Genomic DNA, 18645 nt, shown 5'->3' with positions numbered 1-18645 from the left:
TATGGTAGGCTTAAGGGAATTTTTAGTGTGGCGAGGCAATAGTGTTTATTCGATGGCAACGCCGACGACGACCCGCTCCGCCTGAAGAAGGGGTTTTATTTTGGCGACTGGTGTTGTGGCTAGGGGTTGCCTTAATTTCCGGCAGCCTAGGGGCACTGTGGGGGCTATTGAGTCAGAGTACACCACTCATGCAGCGATCGCTCAGCAGTCGAGAGTGGCAGGTGTTTCAACGGGGCGATCGCTGGACAGGGGCAAGGCTCCATCAACCCTTGAATTTACTGCTTATTGGCTCCAAGGTCTTAACCTCCGACTTAGATGAACCACCCGACCCCAACCTTACCTACCATGCCCTAGTGAATTCCGTTGAGGGGCTATCGGACTCACTTCTACTGGTGCGTTTTGATCCAGTGCAGCAACGGTTAGTGGTGCTGTCAATTCCCCGCGATACCCTCACCTTCATTCCGGGTCGGGGGGATGCCAAAATCAACGAAGCCAATGCCCTCGGTGGACCCGCACTGGCGGCGGAAACCGTGAGTGATTTGCTAGGGGATGTGCCCATCGATCGCTATTTGCGCATTAACGTTCAAGGCATTGAGAAACTCATTGATGCCCTTGGGGGGGTGACAGTGGATGTACCCATAGCCATGCGCTATCGGGATGACAGTCAGCGCCTCTACATTGATTTGCAGCCCGGACGACAACACCTGAATGGCAACCAAGCCCTACAATTTCTGCGCTTTCGCTACGATGCCCTTGGCGATATTGGCCGCGTGCAGCGACAACAGATGTTTTTGCGGGCACTAATGGAGCAAACGGCTCGCCCCGAAACCCTTGCCCGTACCCCCCAGCTTCTCAGTATTATTCGCGAAAACTTGGATACCAACTTAACGGTTGAGGAACTGATGAGCTTGGGGCAATTCCTCACTAGCTTGCCGCGATCGCGGGTGGAGTTTCTGATGCTGCCGGGGAACTTTAATGGCAGCACCGATGAAGTGGAAGTGAGCTATTGGTTGCCCAATTACCAACGGATTGCTTGGCTAACGGATCACTATTTCCGCGACACCCCTACTGCTGATCCGCGCGAGACAGGTCTGCCCCCCCCTGCCCAAGTGCGGATTGCGATTCAAAATACCACCCTGCCAGAATCATGGGTCATGCGTCTGAGTCAGCAACTGCAAATCGCCGGTTACCCCGATCCTTTGGTGGCAGAGCCATTGCCCCAACCGATGCCGATTACACGGATCATTGCTCAGCAGGGGGATTTGGCGGCAGCGCGTCGGGTGCAGTTATTGCTGGGATTTGGGGAAGTGCGGGTGGAGAGTACGGGTGTGCTAGCATCGGATGTGACGATTCAACTGGGCGACGATGCCCGCGATCGCCTGCAATTGAGACTGACAAAATCTCTGTGAGTGAACCCTACGTGATTGGTGTTGATCTTGGTGGCACTGCCATCAAAATGGGGCGCTTTAGTCCCAAGGGGGATTGCCTCAATACCCTAACGTTGCCGACCCCTCAGCCTCCCTTTCCAGAGCGGGTGATTAAGGCCATTGTGCAGGGGATTAAAGAACTGGATGGTGAGGATCGGGCGTTGGCGATCGGGATGGGCATACCGGGGCCTGTGGATGCCAGTGGTCGCATTGCCCGCCGTGCCATTAACCTTGACTGGTACGAAGTGCCCATTAGCGACAGCCTCGAACATCTGACGGGGAAACCCACCGTGATTGGTAACGATGCCAACTGTGCTGGCCTTGGAGAAGCATGGCTAGGGGCAGGGAGTCAGTTTAAGGATTTAATTTTGCTGACCTTGGGGACGGGGGTCGGCGGTGCGATTATCCTCAATGGCGATCTCTTTGTCGGTCGGGATGGTGCTGCCGGCGAGTTGGGGCTGATTACCCTCGACTACAACGGACCTCCCTGCAACAGTGGCAATCGCGGTTCCCTTGAGCAACATGTTTCCGCCCAAGCCCTGCGGCGGCGCTGGGGCTGTGAACCCCATGAGATGGCAGAGCGAGCCAACAATGGCGACCCTGAGGCGATCGCCCTCTGGCAAAGCTATGGCCGTGAATTAGCCGCTGGCATTGCGAGCCTTGTGTATGTCCTCACCCCCGAAGCAGTGATTATTGGTGGGGGGATTAGTGCCGCCAGTGACCTCTTTTTTCCCTCGATGATTGCTGAATTGGAAGAGCGGGTGCTGCCCACCTCCCGCAATCACCTCCACTGTTTGCGAGCCACCCTTGGCAATCATGCGGGCATCGTCGGTGCAGCCAAACTAGCGTGGAAATATGTGAAAGACCACCTCTAAGTTGCCTTCGCTAGGATCAAGTTATTCGGCTTAAATCAACCGTTATGACTTCTACAACACCCGTGGACAGCTCGCCGCTGCTGCTCAATGTCCGCAATGCAACGGTGCAGGTGACCCCAGAGCAGTTTGATCAGCTCTGCCGCGATAATCCTGATCTGCGCCTAGAATTGACCAAGGCTGGAGAATTGATTGTCATGCCGCCAACGGGGGGGCAAACGGGTGCCCAAAATTTTGAGCTGATTGTGGAAGTGGGGCTTTGGAACCGGCAAACGCAACTGGGGCGCGCCTTTGATTCCTCAACGGGCTATGACTTTACAGCTTTGGGGGGCGGCAAACTCTCCCCAGATGTCTCTTGGATTGCTAGCCCCCGCCTAGAGGGGGTTGATCTGACGGGCTTTATCCCTATCGTGCCGGATTTCGTTGCTGAGTTGCGATCGCCCTCGGATGCGATTGACCGCTTACGCGCCAAAATGCAGGAGTATCGGCGACTGGGGGTGCGCTTGGGGCTGCTGATCAATTCCCAAGACCGCCAAGTGGAACTCTATCGTCCCCAAGAGGACGTGGTTGTTTTAGACGCCCCCCAGGTCGTTGATTGCAGCGAGGTGATGCCGGGGTTTCTCCTACCGATGGCGCGGTTGTGGATTTAGAGCCGCTCGACAAATTTTGCCAGTCGCGTCAGGCCTTTTTCAATGGTGGCCAAATCCGTGGCGTAGGAGAGGCGAATGTGATCATCCATGCCAAAGGCTTTACCGGGAATTGTGGCCACCTTTTCTTCCTCCAGCAGGCGATCGCAAAACTCTACGGAACTTAAACCCGTTTCGCTAATATCCACAAAGAGATAAAAGGCGCCTTGGGGTTTGAGACAGCGCAGGCGAGGAATCTCAGAAATGCGTTCATACATACAGGCACGGCGATCGCGGAAGGCGGCCACCATCTCGGCCACACAGGCTTGACTTCCCTCTAGAGCCGCAAGGGCACCGTATTGGGCAAACGTACAGACATTTGAGGTGCTGTGGCTCTGAATTTTCGTGGCGACTTTAATCACATCGGTTGCCCCTGCCAAATAGCCCACACGCCAACCCGTCATCGCATAGGCCTTGGCAAAGCCACTACAGACAATGGTTCGCTCAAAGGCCGCCTCACTGACAGCACCGATGCTCAGGTGTTCAGCCCCATCGTAGAGAATCTTCTCGTAAATCTCATCGGAGACCACCCACAGTTGATGCCGCACAATCACTGCCGCTAGTTCGCGAATTTCCTCGGGGGTATAGACCATGCCCGTGGGGTTGCTGGGGGAGTTGAGGACAAAGAGCCGTGTTTTGGGGGTAATGGCATCCTCTAGCTGGGCAGGGGTAATCCGATAGCCGGTTTCCGCAGTGGTTGTCACAATCACCGGCGTGCCACTAGCCAAGTGCACCATTTCTGGATAGCTCACCCAGTAGGGGGCAGGAATAATCACCTCATCGCCGGGATTGATTAGGGCTAGCATCAGGTTAAAGAGCGCCTGCTTGCCGCCATTGGTGACGAGAATATTTTCAGCACGATAGGGCAGGTGGTTGTCGTTGTTGAGCTTGGTGGCGATCGCCTGCCGCAAGGCCGGTTCCCCTGCCGCCGAACCATAGCGGGTTTTGCCTTGATCGAGCGCTGTTTTTGCCGCCTCACGAATGTGGGCAGGGGTGTCAAAGTCGGGTTCGCCCGCACTAAAGCTACAGATATCCTCTCCAGCCGCGCGCATTGCCTTGGCTTTGGCATCAATCGCCAGCGTTACCGACGGCGTGACCCGCATCACCCGCGTTGCCCAGTCCATCCTTTGTCTCCTGCACTACTTTCCGTATTGTGGCACTTTGGCAGGGGAGCGGCGAATCAAATATCGACCGTTCACGTTGAGGTTGCCAGTGGAGGATACCCCCAGGGGAATTCGAATCCCCGTCGCCTCCGTGAAAGGGAGGTGTCCTAGGCCTCTAGACGATGGGGGCAAGACTCAGCATTAGTTAATGTAGCGAATGCCCTGAGCGTTTGTCAACACCTTGGGAAATTTTTGCATCGCAGCCGCTCCTAGGGAGAAAATGAGGGCGAGTGACTGAGGGACTTGCTGTGGAACTTGCTGGCCTACGTTCCTTCTCGATTGTGATGCCCGCCTACAATGTGGTGACCCAGCGGGGAGAAACGGTCTTTCGGGAAACCCTTGAGAGCATTGCCGCCAGTTGCCGCTACCTCCAACAGCACTTCCCCTACGCCACTGCGGGGGAATTGATCCTTGTGAGCGATGGCTCTACGGATCACACCTGTGATGTAGCAACTGCCCAGTGGCCGGATGTAGTGCCCCTACAATTGGTGGGCTTGCCGACGAATATTGGGATTGCGGCAGCGCGGAACATGGGGGTGCGCTTGGCCAAAGGGGAGGTGATTTTTTTCTGTGATGCCGATGATCTCTACCGCCCTGAGCATTTGTTTTTAGCCCTATCGGTGTTGAATCAGCCTTTACCAGCACCCTATGCCCCAGCGTATTTTGGGGCGGTACGCACAGGGGTCTATTGTCGCGATCGCCTGCATCCCTACTGGCACAAAAGCCTCGAGCAAACGCTGGTGCTCAATCTCGCCGTGCGCCGCGAAGTCCATGAGTTTATTGGCGGCTTTCCCGAAGAGGAGGTGTTTCGCCAATTTCGCTATGGGGCTGAGGATGTGGCCTATGCCCATTGGCTGCACCAGTTTTGCCACACTGCCCGCCTCCAGCAGCAGACCGTTGAGTACCGCCGCTTTCCCAATAGTTTCTTTGACCGTCAACTCAAGAAATTCCAAGCCGCTCCCGGTACCGTGGCCGATGATCTGGATGCGAGCGATCGCCAGCAGGAGGCGCAGATTCAGCAGATTATGGCCACACGACTTCAGGAATTGCAGGCCAAGGCGGCTCAACTGGTGGCCTAGGCTTTTTTGTGGCGCTGGACAATCGTCGCGGCCAGTTTCTCCGGTACTTCTTGAAGATGGTCAAATTGCCAATGGAAGCCACCTGTGCCCATTGTCAGCGATCGCAACTCCACCACAAAGTCATGCATTTCTGCTTGGGGTAAATAAGCCTCAATCTGTTCCCAGCCGGGCCAACCCTCCTTATTGCTGTAGCCCAAAACCTGACCGCGCCGCCCCGTCAACGCCTGCATCACCTTAGCCGTAAAAGCTTGGGGCATCCACACTTGGACTGCCATGATGGGTTCTAGGAGTTGCGGTTCACACTGGGGAATTCCCGCTTGCATGGCGAGGCGAGCCGCTTGGCGAAAGGCCTGCTCAGAGCTATCCACGGAGTGATAGGAGCCATTGGTGAGGGTCACCGCCACATCCACGATCGGAAATCCCAACGGTCCTTGGTTGAGAAATTCCCGCACCCCTTGCTCGACACCGGGGATATATTGCTTGGGCACAACGCCGCCGACAATGGTTTCACTAAATTGAAAGCCGCTGCCGCGTTCTAGGGGAGCAATATCGAGGTACACATCGCCAAACTGGCCGTGGCCACCGGTTTGATGTTTATAGCGGCCATGACTGTTTTTCGTGCTGCGGCGAATGGTTTCCTTGTAGGGGACTTGGGGGAGATGGGTTTGCATCGGTAGGTTATATTTGCGGCGCAGGCGATCAAGGGCAATCTGCAAGTGAATGTCACCCTGTCCCCAGAGAATAATTTCATGGGTATCGCCATGCTGTTCCCAGCGCAGCGCCGGATCTTCCTCAAGAAGTTTTTGCAGCGCGCTGGTGAGCTTCACCTCATCACTGCGTTTACTGGGGGTAATGGCCAAGGCATAGACGGGTTCTAGTTGGGGGGCACAGGGCAAAGGCACCGCCTGACCATTGATACTGAGGGTCTCACCCGTACGAATGCCCTCTAGGCGCGCCAAGAGAACGATGTCCCCCGCTGTGGCTTGTCCCAAGGATTCCAGTTGTGTACCTTGGGCACGGTAGATACCACCCACACGCACCCCATTCAAGCTCATACCATCGGTCAAGGTACCCTGCCAGACCCGAACGAGGGAGAGCTTGCCGCCTCCTTGGGGTAGATAGAAGGTCTTCAGTACTTGGGCGAGGGGTTCCTCACCATTGATCTGGCGATGGGCAGCAGTTTCTGTGGCATCGGGTGCTTCGCGATCAAGGGCTGCCAATAGAGGGCGCACACCGTAGTCCGTTTGCGCACTGCCAAAAAAGACGGGCACAATTAAATCGGCTCCCAACTCCCAGCGCAGATCCGCCATGATTTCACTTTCTGGCGGCGCAATATCCTCAAGGAGTTCTTCCAAAAGGTGGTCATCATAGTTGGCTAGAGCCTCCAGTAGCTCCGCCCGCGCCGCCTGTTCAACGGCTTGTAATTCCGAAGGAAAGGGAACTAAATCCGCCGCTGCCCCCGCATGATAGTGATAGGCCTGCTCCGTCACCAAGTCAATGTAGCCCAAGAGATCATCCCCCTGCCAAATGGGGTACTGGTGGGGTACCAAGGGGCGACTGGAAACTTGGCGATAGGCCGCGAGGATCTCCATGTAGGGGTCATGGGCGCGCTCCATCTTGTTGACAAAAAGAATATGGGGAATCTGCCAGTCATCGAGGAATTTGAACAGGGGGGTTAGGGTAAAGGCGCGATCGCTAAGGGGTTCACAGACAACGATTGCCATATCCACCCCCACGAGGGCATTGAGGGTTTCTTGCAGCAATTCCACCGAGCCGGGACAGTCGAGAAGCGTCAGCTCCAAGTCTCCATACTGGGTATGAACGACATTCAGTTCCACCCCCATTTGGCGATCGCGAGCCTCAGGGCTGGTATCTAGAAGACTACTGGCCTTACTGCTCGTGGCGTGGGTAAGGCGCAAAATGCTTTCTGCAAGGGTTGTTTTGCCACTGTTGTAGCTGCCCACAAGGGCAATGTTGCATCGTCTCGCCATCACACACCTACCTTTTGATTTGCCATTCGGGTCAAAATTGTCCAGAATAGAGCCTTAGTTTGCCTTAACTAGATCTCTTAACCCTTGGCGATCGCCCTTGGCGGAATTTGCAGTATCTCTTAAGAGAGCTGTAAACAACCGTTAAGTTGGGGTTAACGTTTGCGAGGAGGACTCACTCACGATGCGCTTCAATTCCCTTTTGTGGGCTAGTATTGCCAGTCTTGGCCTTTGGATGGCATCGCCAGTACACGCCAATAGCCAAGTCAGCACGCTGATGCAAGAAGGGCGACGGCTAGTGGAAGCAGGAAACTATGCCCAAGCCTTGGCCATTTATCAGCAACTGCTCCAGAGCGAGAGCCGTAATCCCCGCGTGCATTCTGCCATTGGCTACCTCTATGCCCAGCAGGGACAATTTGCCGAAGCCGCCCGTGCCTACCAACGCGCTATTGAGCTGGATCAACAAAACGCTGATTTTTACTATGCCCTCGGCTACAGTCTGGGGATGATGGGGGAAAACCACGGGGCTGCTGCCGCCTACCGCCAAGCCATTCGCCTGAATAACCGTAATGCCCAATCCTACGAAGGACTGGCGGTGATTCTCGCCCGCATGGGGGATCCCCAAGGCGCTATACAGGCCTACCGCTCCGCCCTCAGTCTTGACCCCCGCAATTGGGCGGCTCAAAAGGGATTAGGCGTTTTGCTGCTCCAACAACGCAATATTCCTGAAGCCCTCAGTAGTCTGCAACAGGCGGCAGCCCTTGCCCCTAGCAATGCCTCGATTCAACTCAACTTGGGGATGGCACTTCTGGCCGCCGGCGATCCTAGCAATGGCTGGCAAGCGATTGATCGCGCGGCTAACTTGGGTCAGCGGGATGCGGATCTGCTACAACAGGTGGCTGAACTGGCGGCTGCTGCAAATCAAACCGAGCGAGCCATTCAAACCTATCGCCGCCTAATCACTTTGCAACCCGAACGGCTAGCCACCTACTTTAGCTTTGGCGAGTTGTTAATGCAGCAGAACAACCCCCTTGAAGCGGCGGCCATTTATCGTCAAGCCACGCAGATCAACCCTAGAGATCCCGAAGGATTTTACCGCTTGGGCAAAGCCTTGGCAGCGCAAGGGCGGCGGCAGGAGGCTCGCAGTGCCTATCAAGTGGCTTTGAAACTGTACCGTGAGCAAAATAACCGCGCAGGGGAAACCAAAGTCCGAGACGCGATGCGGCAGCGCAATTAGCGACTAAGCCCCCTGCCCTAGATTCATGACGACCTGCTGCAATTCAGAAATGAGAGCACTGGGACGGCCATTGAGGATATTTTGGTTTAGTCCCTCTAGGCCTTGGCGCAGGTGATTGAGGCGATCTTGAACGGGCTGTAAAATCTCCCGCAGCAGATTCGCTTGGCCGCGCTTGGCAGCGAGTAACCGTTGCTCTTCAATCAGTGCCTGTTCTTCTTGACTGAGTTGATCTTTTTGCTGCTGTTGCAGTTTGCGGCGCTCTTCAAGGTCGTGGCGCAGACTTTCGAGATCAGTATAGGCCTGCTGCAATTCTTCCGCGAGTTGATTGACAGCCACACTGTACTCTTGAAACTGGCGCTCCAGTTCACTGAGGATGGGAATGAGGCTAATGCCCTGTTGGGAGGCGGGATCTTTGCGCGCCTCTAGCACTTGTTTGTGAATTTTGTAGATCGCTTCTTTTTCACGGATATTTTGCCGCTGTCCTTCAAGCGCCTGATTGAGCAGATTACAGCGCTGGCGTTCGTCCTCCAGTTCTCCTGCCAGTTGCAGGCGATCGAAATCACTGGCTGCTTTGACTTTTTGCTCCAGTTCTGCCAAGGACTCCAGAGCCATTTTTAGCTCTTCTTCTTGATCGTTGACAAAGGCAGAGGCACGTTTGAGGTCATTACCGCGGTTGGCGACTTCTTTTTCGAGTTCCTCCATGGGCATTTTCATCAGGGCATTCACATCCACTGCCTCTGTGAGATCACTGACCATGGCTTGGCGCATTTGCTGGATCATTTCCTCCTGTTGGGCAAGGAGGTGACGTTCTTTTTCAAGCACGGACTGTTTGTAGCGGCAGAGTTCCTCCTGCAGGGCGATCGCTCGACTGTCTTGCCAAAATTGTTCTTGAGCGGTGCGCCACGTCTCCTCCTTTGCATGGAAGGCTTGCAGTTGTTCCTCTAGGGCAGCTTGCCGTTGACTCAGCTCCTGCTCCAGTTGCTCTAGTTGCTGCCAGTATTGACTCAGCAAGGCTTGCTGCTGGTCTAAAATTTGAAAACATTCCGCGATTTGAGGACGCCCACCACTGTTGAGGGTCTCTGCCAACTGCTGCAAAATCGAGTCCACTTGGCGAATTTGCTCTGGGGATAGGCCAACGCTGTGGCTTGATTTAAGTTGTTCCCAGCGCTGCTGCTCTTGGTGCACTTGGTGGCGTAAATTTTCAAGGGCTTGGCGCTCTGATTGAATCCGCTGTTCCTCGACGGTCAATTCTTCTCGCAATTTGTTGAGTTGTGCTAGTTGCTCTTCAGCGCCGGCCAATTGCGCCTCTAGTTCTTGGAGTTCTTCTCTGCGCTGCTCAAATTCCTGTTCCCGTTGATTGAGAGCTTCCGCCTGATAGGAGAGGGATTGCTTCCAGCCCTCAATTTCTTCCTCTTGACTTTGGAACCGCTCACGCATCCGTGTGAAGCCGTGCAAGATACCGGTGAGACGGCGCGTTGCTTCATCCACGTTTTGAATCTGGCGGTTGGCGGCCATTTCTACAAAGACCAACACACCATTGCCGTAGTCACGACTGTTGTCAAAGGGAATGGTTTCTTCGTTTTGGGGGACAGGGTGCCAGTAGCCCGACTGCTCACGCATCAACAACTTCAACTCGGATTTCGTCCCCATGAAACCCGTTTTTTTAATCACCTCGGCGAGATACTGCACAGCCCTTGACCTCTACCCTAACGCTGAGACTGACACACAACTAGAACATACAACAACCGTAATCATACGCATGACGGAATTAAGTGAGTGAAGGATGCAACTTTTCGTCTGTCCGCGATCGCTGGAATCCAGAACCCTATATTTTTATTAAACACCCATCGGCAAGCGTTCAGCAGTGGCCTGAATCACTCGGTCGGGGACTGGAGAATTGCCAAGGCCAAGGTGGTTGAACTATTGGTCATTATAGCGAAAGGAGGGTTGCTACCCGCCAAAAGTTATTAATGTCATTAATCATCACTGGCAGCGGGCATCCAAGGTTGCTGTGGCAGAAAGGCGCGATCGCGCGGCAGGGGGGCAACGGGTTCTGTGAGGGTAAAACGACCACTGTGGATCCAGTCTTTGAGGACTTCGGCAATGCGCTGACTAAAGTAAAGACTCGTCAGGGGAGCGGTGCGCACAGTTTTGCCTTCAATCTTGATTTTGCCTGACTTGAGTTGAGCATAGTTGACCATGCCAAAGGTGGGACGCACGCGGCGGGGAATTGAAAAGTCAATAACTGGGGCAACCACGTCTTCATCGCGAATGGCACAGCGGGCAATGACCTCTTGATCCAACACCGGCAGCGGAACCCCCACCCCCAGCATCAGGGACGCTCCATAGTGCTTGAAATAGCAACCGCGCACCCAAAAGGGATCCATCTGTTTGGCATCACCAATCAGGGCAAGGGTGGCCGCTGGACCAATGGGGATGTCGTTGGCCAACCGTTTTTGCAAGGGGAAGTGTTGAGTGCCTTCCCACGCCACATAACCAATGCCGCCGCCGAGGAAAATGCGCGTGCCAATCCCCACCAGTCGCAAGTAGGGATCATTCAATAAAGGTGAGAGGGCGCCGCCACAGGCATAGACGGCATTCCCCAGTTGCGGTTGCAGCGGACCAAGGTAGGTATAGAGCGGGCGATCGCCACCATTGACACCGACAATAAAATTTTGATAAAGATTGCGGGGGTTATAGAGATAGAACTGATTGATCGTCTCTTTGCTAATCACCGTTTCTAAACTGGCGCGGGGATAACAATCCGTGACATAGCCCACTGCCCGTAGGGGAATGGCTTTACCTGCAATCAAATCGGCAATGACATGGCCACCCCCTCGCTCCCGCAGACTGTCGGCTTCGCCCGCTTCGGAATTGGGATCAAGGGATTGGGCTGCCCCCAAGTACAGATCGACGGCGCCAAAACCACTATAGGCGGGAATGCCATCGAGCCAGCACTGCCGCAGTTTAATCGGCGGATCCGTCGGGCCTAAGTTAAGGATCGCCCCAGAGGACTCCATGGGTTCAAAGGTACCCGTTGTCACCACATCCACTTGGCGGGTTGCTTCCGCAATGCTCAGACTTTCAAGGCGGGCTTTGAGTTCTGCCAATGTCCAAACGGTGGCTTTACCTGCTGTAATCTTTTCATTGATTTCGGCAATCGTGCGTTCCACAGGCGTTACCGCAGATCTTCAGGATGGCGAATTTGCCAAGTGCCATCGGGGAGCCGTGAGACCTTGCCCCCAAGGCGTTCAATATTCTCTATCGCCGTTTGCCGCGAGCGATCGCTGACCGCATTCACCAGTGCCCAAATCCAAGCATTGATCTGCGCCATCCGACTATCGGGATCCCGCCGTAGGGTTTGTGCCAACGAGCGATAATACTCTGCTGCGGCGCGGACTTGTGGATCTGGATTCATTTCTGCCCAAGCCGCTGCGCGATCGTAGGACTCTGCTGCCGCTCGCCCCTTGCCCAAAAAGAGCAATTCATCCATCGCCCGAAATACCCATGCCAAGTAAGCTGTCGGTTGATAGGCGGGATCCATCGCTGCCAGACCCCGATCCATCAAAGCCACAGAGGTTTGCGGCTGTCCTGCATACACCGTAATTGCCGTCGAGAGATAGGGATAGGTTGGGGCAAAGCGGGGGTCTTTAGCGATAATCACCTCAAAGAAAGCAGGTGCATCGTCGTAACCCGTGACTTGGCGGGCAGCGGAATCACCAAAAAACTGCAAAAATTGCAAAAACGCCCAATCGGCAACTAAATTGTCAAAACCAAAGGAAGGGAGATTTGCCAAAAGCCGCATTTGAGTAATGGTTTGGGCATTCTGGCGCTCATATTCGGCATCGGTGAATTGTTCTGCCGTTTGAACCTGTAACTGACGCAGGGCATCCTGCTGCATAAAGGCAATAATGCTCAAGGCCACAACCGTCAGACCTAGACCCACAGCTTCTGACCAGCGCCAGCGTTTTTGAAGCATGGCTCACCCTCAAGCCAGTTAGGAATTTTTGTTGCTTGCTTCTCCCGGTTCAGTAATTCGCTGAAAGAGATAGCCTGTTCCCCGTGCTGTCAAAATTAATTCTGGATTACTGGGGTCTTCCTCTAGCTTAGCCCGCAAGCGGGAAATGTGGACATCCACCACCCGCGTATCCACATGGCGTTCTGGCGTGTAGCCCCACACCTGCTCGAGAATTTCTCCCCGTGAGAAGGGTTCCCCCGAGCGACCCACCAGCAATTCCAAGAGCATAAATTCCATACCCGTGAGGCGAATGCGCTCATCCCCTTTATAGACTTGGCGCTTGTTGGTATCAATGCGAATATTGCCCACCTGAATCACCCCAGAGCTAGGGATACCAGAGGTGCTGGTTTTCTCAATGCGTCGCAGCACCGAGCGAATGCGGGCTTCCAACTCCTTGGGGGAAAAGGGCTTGACCACATAATCATCGGCGCCCAGTTCCAGCCCCGTAATGCGATCGGCGACATCGCCAAGGGCAGTGAGCATAATAATGGGGACATCGGATTCTTTGCGCAGTTCTTGACAGACGCCATAGCCATCTAGTTTGGGCATCATCACGTCAAGCACTACTAAATCTGGCTGCTCCTGCCGAAATGTGGTCAGGGCTTCCTCGCCATCGGCAGCAGTGACGACGGTATAGCCAATCATTGACAGCCGAGTTTCTAAAATGCGGCGAATACTCGCTTCATCATCAACAACGAGTATCTTTTCTTTGTGGCTCTCCAAAGTAACGGACACTCCTACTCAATGAGGACAGTAATGGATAGAAATTAAAATGTGAATTTTTTGTACTCTATCATTTTTTTACTGGCTATAGAAAGACTCCCAGCCCTCACTAGGACGGGATTTTGCCGATTTTTCAGAATTGAAAATCTTTAAGATATTTTAACGTGGTCTTGTCGAGAAAAAAAGCGGACACCCCTGCAAGAGCATCCGCTAGTGTATTGATTCACCAGTGGTTAGTGGCAGCGTTCCCTAGTCGCGGTGGCTTGGCTGAATCCCCACCAACGAGGGCGAGAGGCTTGACCAAGACTGCTTCACCAAGTCGGCATCGGCCTTGACACTGCCAATGTAGTTGCCCGCTGGCAGGGTGGGGAAGCGTTTGTAGGGCACGACATCTTCGCCAAAGTAGCGGCTGTACTCAGGGCTATTCACCATCGTTTCGACAGCAGCCTTGAGGCCTTGATCCGCCAAGATTTTGTTGTATTGGCGAATTTCCGCTTGGGTGGCCGGGGCGCGACCGAGGAGGTGACGGAAGAGGAATTCAATCACCTTGGTGTTGGGATAGGGGGTGTAGAAGCGGTTGCGATAGATCTCCGAGCTGGCCAAGGTACGCACAAACTCGCGGACGGTAATTTCACCGTTGCGCAGGCGGCTCTCGAGATCAGGGCGCCGGAACTGGCTGGGCACTTGGCCACTGAAGACATCCATCACTTGGCAGTAGATGGCATTGATCAGCAGTTCCACTTCAGCACTAGGGGCACCCACGGTCATGCGGAAAATGCGAGCAGGACGGCGACGGCTGGTACCGACCCCCACTTCCACTGATTGACCATCGCCATTGCGGAAGGAGCGTCCCAATTCGATAAAGCGGGGTTTGCTGGGATCCGCTTGACGCGCTTTTGCCTCTTGCTCAGCGATCGCCCGACTGAGGAGCGGCAGCTTCGTGTTATCGAGGCGAGGTTTCACGGGTGCGAAGCTGGGCACGACAATCGCATCACTTTGCTTCGTGAGTTGATTGTGCAGCTTCTCAGTGTTGGGGAAGTTGGCCGCCGGCAGGGTGGGGAAGCGACGATAGGGCACCGTATCCTCACCAAAGGCTTCAGCGTATTCAGCACTACTGACGAGGGCTTGGACAAAGGCCTTTAAGCCTTGGGTGGCAAGAATTTGGTTGTAGCGGCGAATTTCCGCTTGATCAAGGGGCGCCCGACCCAAGAAGTGCTTGGTGCCCAGTTCGATCACCTTGGTGTTGGGGTAGGGGGTGTAGAACTCCTTCTGATAGAGTTCCGAGCAACCCAAGCCCTCGATAAACTCCTTGAGGGTGATCTCGCCGTTGCTGAGCTTCGATTCAAGGGCGGTAAATTCATCGCGGACAATGTAGGGCGCCACATCCCGCTCAAAGACCTGACGATAGGCCGCCTGAATCACTAGTTGCAGATTTTGCTTGTCATTGAGATCCGTGAGCTTAAAGACCTTGGTTTGGTCGCGGCGCTTGCTCACCCCTTGATTGGCACGGAATTCAATTGCTGGCTCGGTTCGCAGTTCGGTCACCGCCCCCAGTTCGACAAAGCGAGGTGTTTCTTCTTTTTCAGGGGGTACGCCAGTTTCACCAATCGTGCCAGCGCGGAGCGATCGCAGAGCCAAACCTTGGGGCGTAATGTAGCGCTCGTAGGGAACCGTATCTTCGCCAAAGGCTTCGCTGTACTCTTGGCTGTCAATGATTGCATCCACCAAGCCATAGAGACCTTTCTTCGAGGCAATGTCGAAGTAGGCATTCATCTCTTGGCGACCATAGGTGGGACGACCCAAGAGGCGACGGTGAATATATTCAATCGCCTTCGTGACGTACAGCGGTGTCCAGTAGAGGCTGCGGAAGAGGTTTGACTTGGCCAAAATCCGCACAAATTCACGCACAGAGATTTCACCATTTTCCAGTTTGATCTCGGCCACTTTTTGGCGCTGCCCTTCATAGACATCGCGGCCAAAGACTTGCAGATAAGCGGCACGAATCACCCGCTGGGTCGAACTTTCAGCAAATTTGACGCTGTCGCCGCCCGTGGCGATCGAGCGTTTGCCAATGCGGGCATTGATGCTGGGCAGCTGATCCAGTTTGAAGACTTTGGGCCCTAGGCTGCCGGGGGCGACCCCACGCGCTGCGGGATTGCTCACCTGATTGTTGATCCCTGGCCCGCGCGTAATGAGAATGCGGCGGGTGTCTTTGTTGAAGGGTTGGGGGCGAGCATTGGGATTTTTCTTCTCTTTTGGGAAGATGGCGCCAAACTGAATTTCCAAGGGATCGTTGCCCGCACCGTAGGGGTGTTGATCCGGCAGCGGCTGATCCTGAGCGGCAAAGGTGGTGATGAATTGCGGGACTTTACGGAAGGGAGCACTGTACTTGAAGAGATCCTGTTGGGCACCCCAGTTGCGGCACTCTTGAGCCTCTTGACCCAGACCCCGCAGATAGGGCACCGTCTCTTCACCAAAGTAGTCGCTGTATTCCTTGGAATCCACAAGGGCATCCACTAAGGCTGGAAGACCCCCTTTGGAAATAATGGCAAAGTAGGTTTGCACTTCCTCACGGCTCGAAGGCCCACGACCCAAAATATGGCGGAAGGCCAGTTCGAGGGCACGGCTGTTGATATAGGGTTCGTAGAAGTTTTTGCGATAGAGGGGCGATTTGGCCAGTTGGCGGATGAACTCCTTCATGGAGATGGAGCCATTTTTCACCTTGGATTCTAGGTCAGAGATGCCCAAGCCGTAGGCACGGGAGATGTCGCGTTCAAAGATTTGCCGATAGGCGGCTTTGACCACTTCGTTTTTCTCGGCAGCGGATAGCCCCGGCTTCATCACAAATTTGGGACGGCGTTCGGCGGCATTGAAGTAAATCTGGGGTAGTTGCAGACCTTGAAGATCCGTGGAGTTGCGCTGCCGCACTTTATCGGAGGGGGCAGGGGCAATAAATTCGTTGATCAGAACTTCAAAGTAGGTTTCCACAATGCCCTTGGCTTCGGCGTCTTTTTCAAAGTAGCTAAGAGCCGCCCGCCGCATTTCCTGTAGGGCAGCAATGGTGGCATCAGTGGAGCAAGCAGCCTCAATAATTTCTCGCAAGCCGCGCGTATTCACCGCCAGAATGTTGGGATCGCCAGCCACAATGGCATAGGTGGTATAGCGGAGGAACCAATCCAAGTCGCGCAGGGATTTTTCCATGCGGGCAGGGCCATAGCGGGCAATGTTGATCGGCTTGAAGCCCACGGGTGCACCACCACCAGAGGCACTAAAGACGGAGCGCAAGCCCTCTAGGAATCCACCACGGGTGTCCACATAGGTTGCGGTTCCCAACTTCATAGCTTCTTTCATGTCAATGGCTTCGCCCCTTGCCCCAGTGGTGAATTGGGGGGCTTCTTCAGTTTGGGGACGGGAGAGGAAGGCCATGGGGGAACCACCGACAAAGATGCGGTTGGCAGCACGGGAAACAATGATGTCGGCGTTGCGGGTGAGGGTGGTGGCAATTTCAAGGCGTTTTGCCCCAGAGCGCAGATAAACAGCGAGTTCATCCAGTTCACCCCGATTCAGGAAGCGATCCTGCTGTTCGGCTTGGATAATCGTTGAAACGGGGACTGTTTGATAAAGTTGCGGGCGGGCAACCGAGCTTCCACCACTTGCTTTGACAACCATGGTTACTAAGAGGCTCCCTTTACTTTTAGTTAACGCGCTAACTTAGATTAGAACGATTCGGGGGTAGCTCGGTATTTTTTTAAGAAATGTATAAATTTATGGGGATTTATCGGCGATCGCCCCCAAGCTTTATGAATTTTTGTAATATTCCTTGACGGCGGTGCCCGACCTCAACACCCATGCCTGCTTCAGGCAACTAATCCGCCCCCTCAAGCGATCGCCTAAAAGTGCTGAAAAAGTTGATCGGGCTGCAGGGGCAATAATTCACCATTGAGCTTGAGTTGCACTTTCTTTTCAGGAATCATTTCCCCAACAATGGCGGCTTGCTCACCCGCTGCCCTACAGAGCTCTTGAGCCAAGTCTGGGGCAAGACACAACACCAGCTCAAAATCTTCACCGCCATAGAGGGCCCAGTTCAAGGCCTGCGGGCGATCGCTATAGCCCACCATCGGAATTTGCTCTGCCCAAAGAATCGCACCCACCCCACTGGCTTGACAGAGTTGCAAGACGGCAGCCGCTAGACCATCACTACTATCCATGCCAGCCAGACGCGGCGGGGGCACCTGTTGGCGCAACCATTGGACAATATCCAATCGCGGTTGGGGGCGTTGATGGGCTTGAATCCACGCTTGCCGTAGTTCTGCGGACACAGTACTGGCCCACTGCGGATACAAAAGGCACTCGAGACCAGCGCGGGAGGCACCATGAACCCCCGTCACGACAATGACATCCCCCACCCGAGCGCGATCGCGATAAATAATCCGTTCTGGCGGCGCACTGCCCAAGACCGTGATGCTGAGACTGAGAACGCTAGAGCGACAGGTATCACCACCGATAATACTAGTGCCGTAGGCTTGGGCACAGGCAGCCATCCCTTGGTAAATGCCCTCAATCGTTGCCACAGGACAGTTGCGCGGTGCCGCGAGACCCACCGTTAACCCCAAGGGCAATGCCCCCATGGCTGCAAGGTCGGATAAATTGGCGGCCAGCGATCGCCAGCCCACATCCACCGGCGTCATGGTCACAGGGGTATCGCCCATGCCTAAACTAAAGTGCACCCCCTCCACTAGGACATCGGTACTCACAATCAGTTGCTCCCCAAGGGGTAGCGACAAAACCGCTGCATCATCGCCAATCAATTCCCTGTGGCAATAGGGGCGCAGGCGCTCAATCAATTCCAGTTCGCCACAGTCGGCGAGGGTGAGCATCACTAGTCAAACATCCGAAAATAGGGGGGGCGAATGGGGGCGCCGGGTTCTTTTTCGAGATCAAAGTTAATCACATCCCAGCGCTCCTCTTGGCTAGCGGGGGGGCTAAACTCAACGGGCAAACCAAAGAGGCGCAGCATTTGGGGATCTGTGGGGCCTCGCCAAGGGGTACTGCGTTCGAGGTAGGCACAAAAGAGATCCCGATAGCGTTCGGCAATAATGACTTTGGTGGCACGGTAGCCTTGGGTGTAGAGGCGATCGAGGGCATCGTGAATTTCAAAGCGAATCCCGTCGGGGTGGGTGTGCTGGCGATACCATTCGCCGTCCCAGAGGCGCCAAATGCGGCCGGATTGTAGGTGCATTAATTCCCCCGTTTTGGCATCGGCTTCAAAAGGACCGTGGCGCGGGCACAGGTACGTATCGGTGAGGGTCAGGGCGGGAATGACTTGCCGACAGTGGGGACAACGGATTTCAGGACCAAAGATCGGGTAGTGAGAGCCGGATGAGATCATGAACAGTTACCACATAGCGGCAGCAAATCCACCGCGATCGCCCTTATTATAACGAGTTGACTT

The 18645-nt window shown here is 54.6% G+C and carries 14 protein-coding genes and 1 tRNA gene; 5 read left to right on the top strand and 10 right to left on the bottom strand.

Annotated features, from left to right (window positions below; all coding sequences use genetic code 11):
* Positions 1-41 precede the first annotated feature (41 nt).
* From M0646_RS06865 to M0646_RS06855, 3 genes are read left to right on the top strand one after another with little or no spacing between them, the layout of a single operon-like run.
* Positions 42-1409 carry an LCP family protein gene (locus tag M0646_RS06865; protein WP_286649434.1) on the top strand — a complete coding sequence of 456 codons (1368 nt, stop codon included), beginning with the start codon at positions 42-44 and terminating at the stop codon, positions 1407-1409.
* Positions 1406-2302, top strand: coding sequence for an ROK family protein (locus M0646_RS06860; RefSeq protein WP_286625054.1), 897 nt, complete (start codon positions 1406-1408; stop codon positions 2300-2302). Before M0646_RS06865 ends, M0646_RS06860 begins: the two co-directional genes overlap by 4 nt.
* 44 nt (positions 2303-2346) lie before the next feature.
* Entirely contained in the window at positions 2347-2949 is a 603-nt protein-coding gene (locus tag M0646_RS06855; RefSeq protein ID WP_149819347.1) for a Uma2 family endonuclease, read from the top strand.
* On the opposite strand, the gene M0646_RS06850 is transcribed toward M0646_RS06855, so the two are convergent.
* Both M0646_RS06850 and M0646_RS06845 read right to left on the bottom strand, forming a co-directional pair.
* A complete protein-coding gene (locus M0646_RS06850; RefSeq protein WP_286649433.1) occupies positions 2946-4109 on the bottom strand; it encodes a pyridoxal phosphate-dependent aminotransferase in 1164 nt (387 codons plus the stop codon). The genes M0646_RS06855 and M0646_RS06850 overlap by 4 nt on opposite strands.
* Positions 4110-4205: 96 nt before the next feature.
* A tRNA-Glu gene (locus M0646_RS06845) sits at positions 4206-4278 on the bottom strand.
* 100 nt (positions 4279-4378) lie between these two features.
* On the opposite strand from M0646_RS06845, the gene M0646_RS06840 reads away from it, so the two are divergent.
* The gene (locus M0646_RS06840; protein ID WP_286649432.1) at positions 4379-5227 is read left to right on the top strand and encodes a glycosyltransferase family A protein; all 849 of its coding nucleotides are present in this window, start codon (positions 4379-4381) and stop codon (positions 5225-5227) included.
* Here M0646_RS06840 and M0646_RS06835 read toward each other — a convergent pair.
* Positions 5224-7218, bottom strand: a complete 1995-nt coding sequence (locus M0646_RS06835; RefSeq protein WP_286625052.1) for an elongation factor G — start codon at positions 7216-7218, stop codon at positions 5224-5226. The two genes, M0646_RS06840 and M0646_RS06835, sit on opposite strands and share 4 nt — an antisense overlap.
* A gap of 181 nt (positions 7219-7399) precedes the next feature.
* Between M0646_RS06835 and M0646_RS06830 the strand changes: the two genes are divergently transcribed.
* Positions 7400-8452 carry a tetratricopeptide repeat protein gene (locus M0646_RS06830; RefSeq protein WP_149819339.1) on the top strand — a complete coding sequence of 351 codons (1053 nt, stop codon included), beginning with the start codon at positions 7400-7402 and terminating at the stop codon, positions 8450-8452.
* 3 nt (positions 8453-8455) lie between these two features.
* Here the strand turns inward: M0646_RS06830 and hmpF are convergent, their stop codons facing one another.
* The 7 genes from hmpF to M0646_RS06795 all read right to left on the bottom strand — a co-directional run bounded on the left by hmpF (position 8456) and on the right by M0646_RS06795 (position 18582).
* Positions 8456-10141, bottom strand: coding sequence for a pilus motility taxis protein HmpF (gene hmpF / locus M0646_RS06825; protein WP_149819337.1), 1686 nt, complete (start codon positions 10139-10141; stop codon positions 8456-8458).
* A gap of 287 nt (positions 10142-10428) precedes the next feature.
* A complete protein-coding gene (locus M0646_RS06820) occupies positions 10429-11625 on the bottom strand; it encodes a homocysteine biosynthesis protein (protein WP_149819335.1) in 1197 nt (398 codons plus the stop codon).
* Positions 11626-11630: 5 nt separating this feature from the next.
* Entirely contained in the window at positions 11631-12431 is an 801-nt protein-coding gene (locus tag M0646_RS06815; protein ID WP_149819333.1) for a hypothetical protein, read from the bottom strand.
* 18 nt (positions 12432-12449) lie between these two features.
* The gene (rpaB, locus tag M0646_RS06810) at positions 12450-13193 is read right to left on the bottom strand and encodes a response regulator transcription factor RpaB (RefSeq protein WP_149821735.1); all 744 of its coding nucleotides are present in this window, start codon (positions 13191-13193) and stop codon (positions 12450-12452) included.
* 249 nt (positions 13194-13442) lie between these two features.
* Entirely contained in the window at positions 13443-16862 is a 3420-nt protein-coding gene (locus tag M0646_RS06805; protein WP_149819331.1) for a phycobilisome rod-core linker polypeptide, read from the bottom strand.
* 221 nt (positions 16863-17083) lie between these two features.
* Positions 17084-18070: a thiamine-phosphate kinase gene (gene thiL, locus M0646_RS06800; RefSeq protein ID WP_315863026.1), complete on the bottom strand. Its 987-nt coding sequence runs from the start codon at positions 18068-18070 to the stop codon at positions 17084-17086.
* A 2-nt stretch (positions 18071-18072) separates the two neighbouring features.
* Positions 18073-18582 carry a TIGR02652 family protein gene (locus tag M0646_RS06795; protein WP_149819327.1) on the bottom strand — a complete coding sequence of 170 codons (510 nt, stop codon included), beginning with the start codon at positions 18580-18582 and terminating at the stop codon, positions 18073-18075.
* Positions 18583-18645: the final 63 nt, after the last annotated feature.

Source organism: Thermosynechococcus sp. B3, assembly GCF_030323045.1.
Taxonomy (GTDB): Bacteria; Cyanobacteriota; Cyanobacteriia; order Thermosynechococcales; family Thermosynechococcaceae; genus Thermosynechococcus.
Note: the sequence above shows the minus strand (reverse complement) of the source record. Positions and strands in the feature narration are given on the sequence as shown.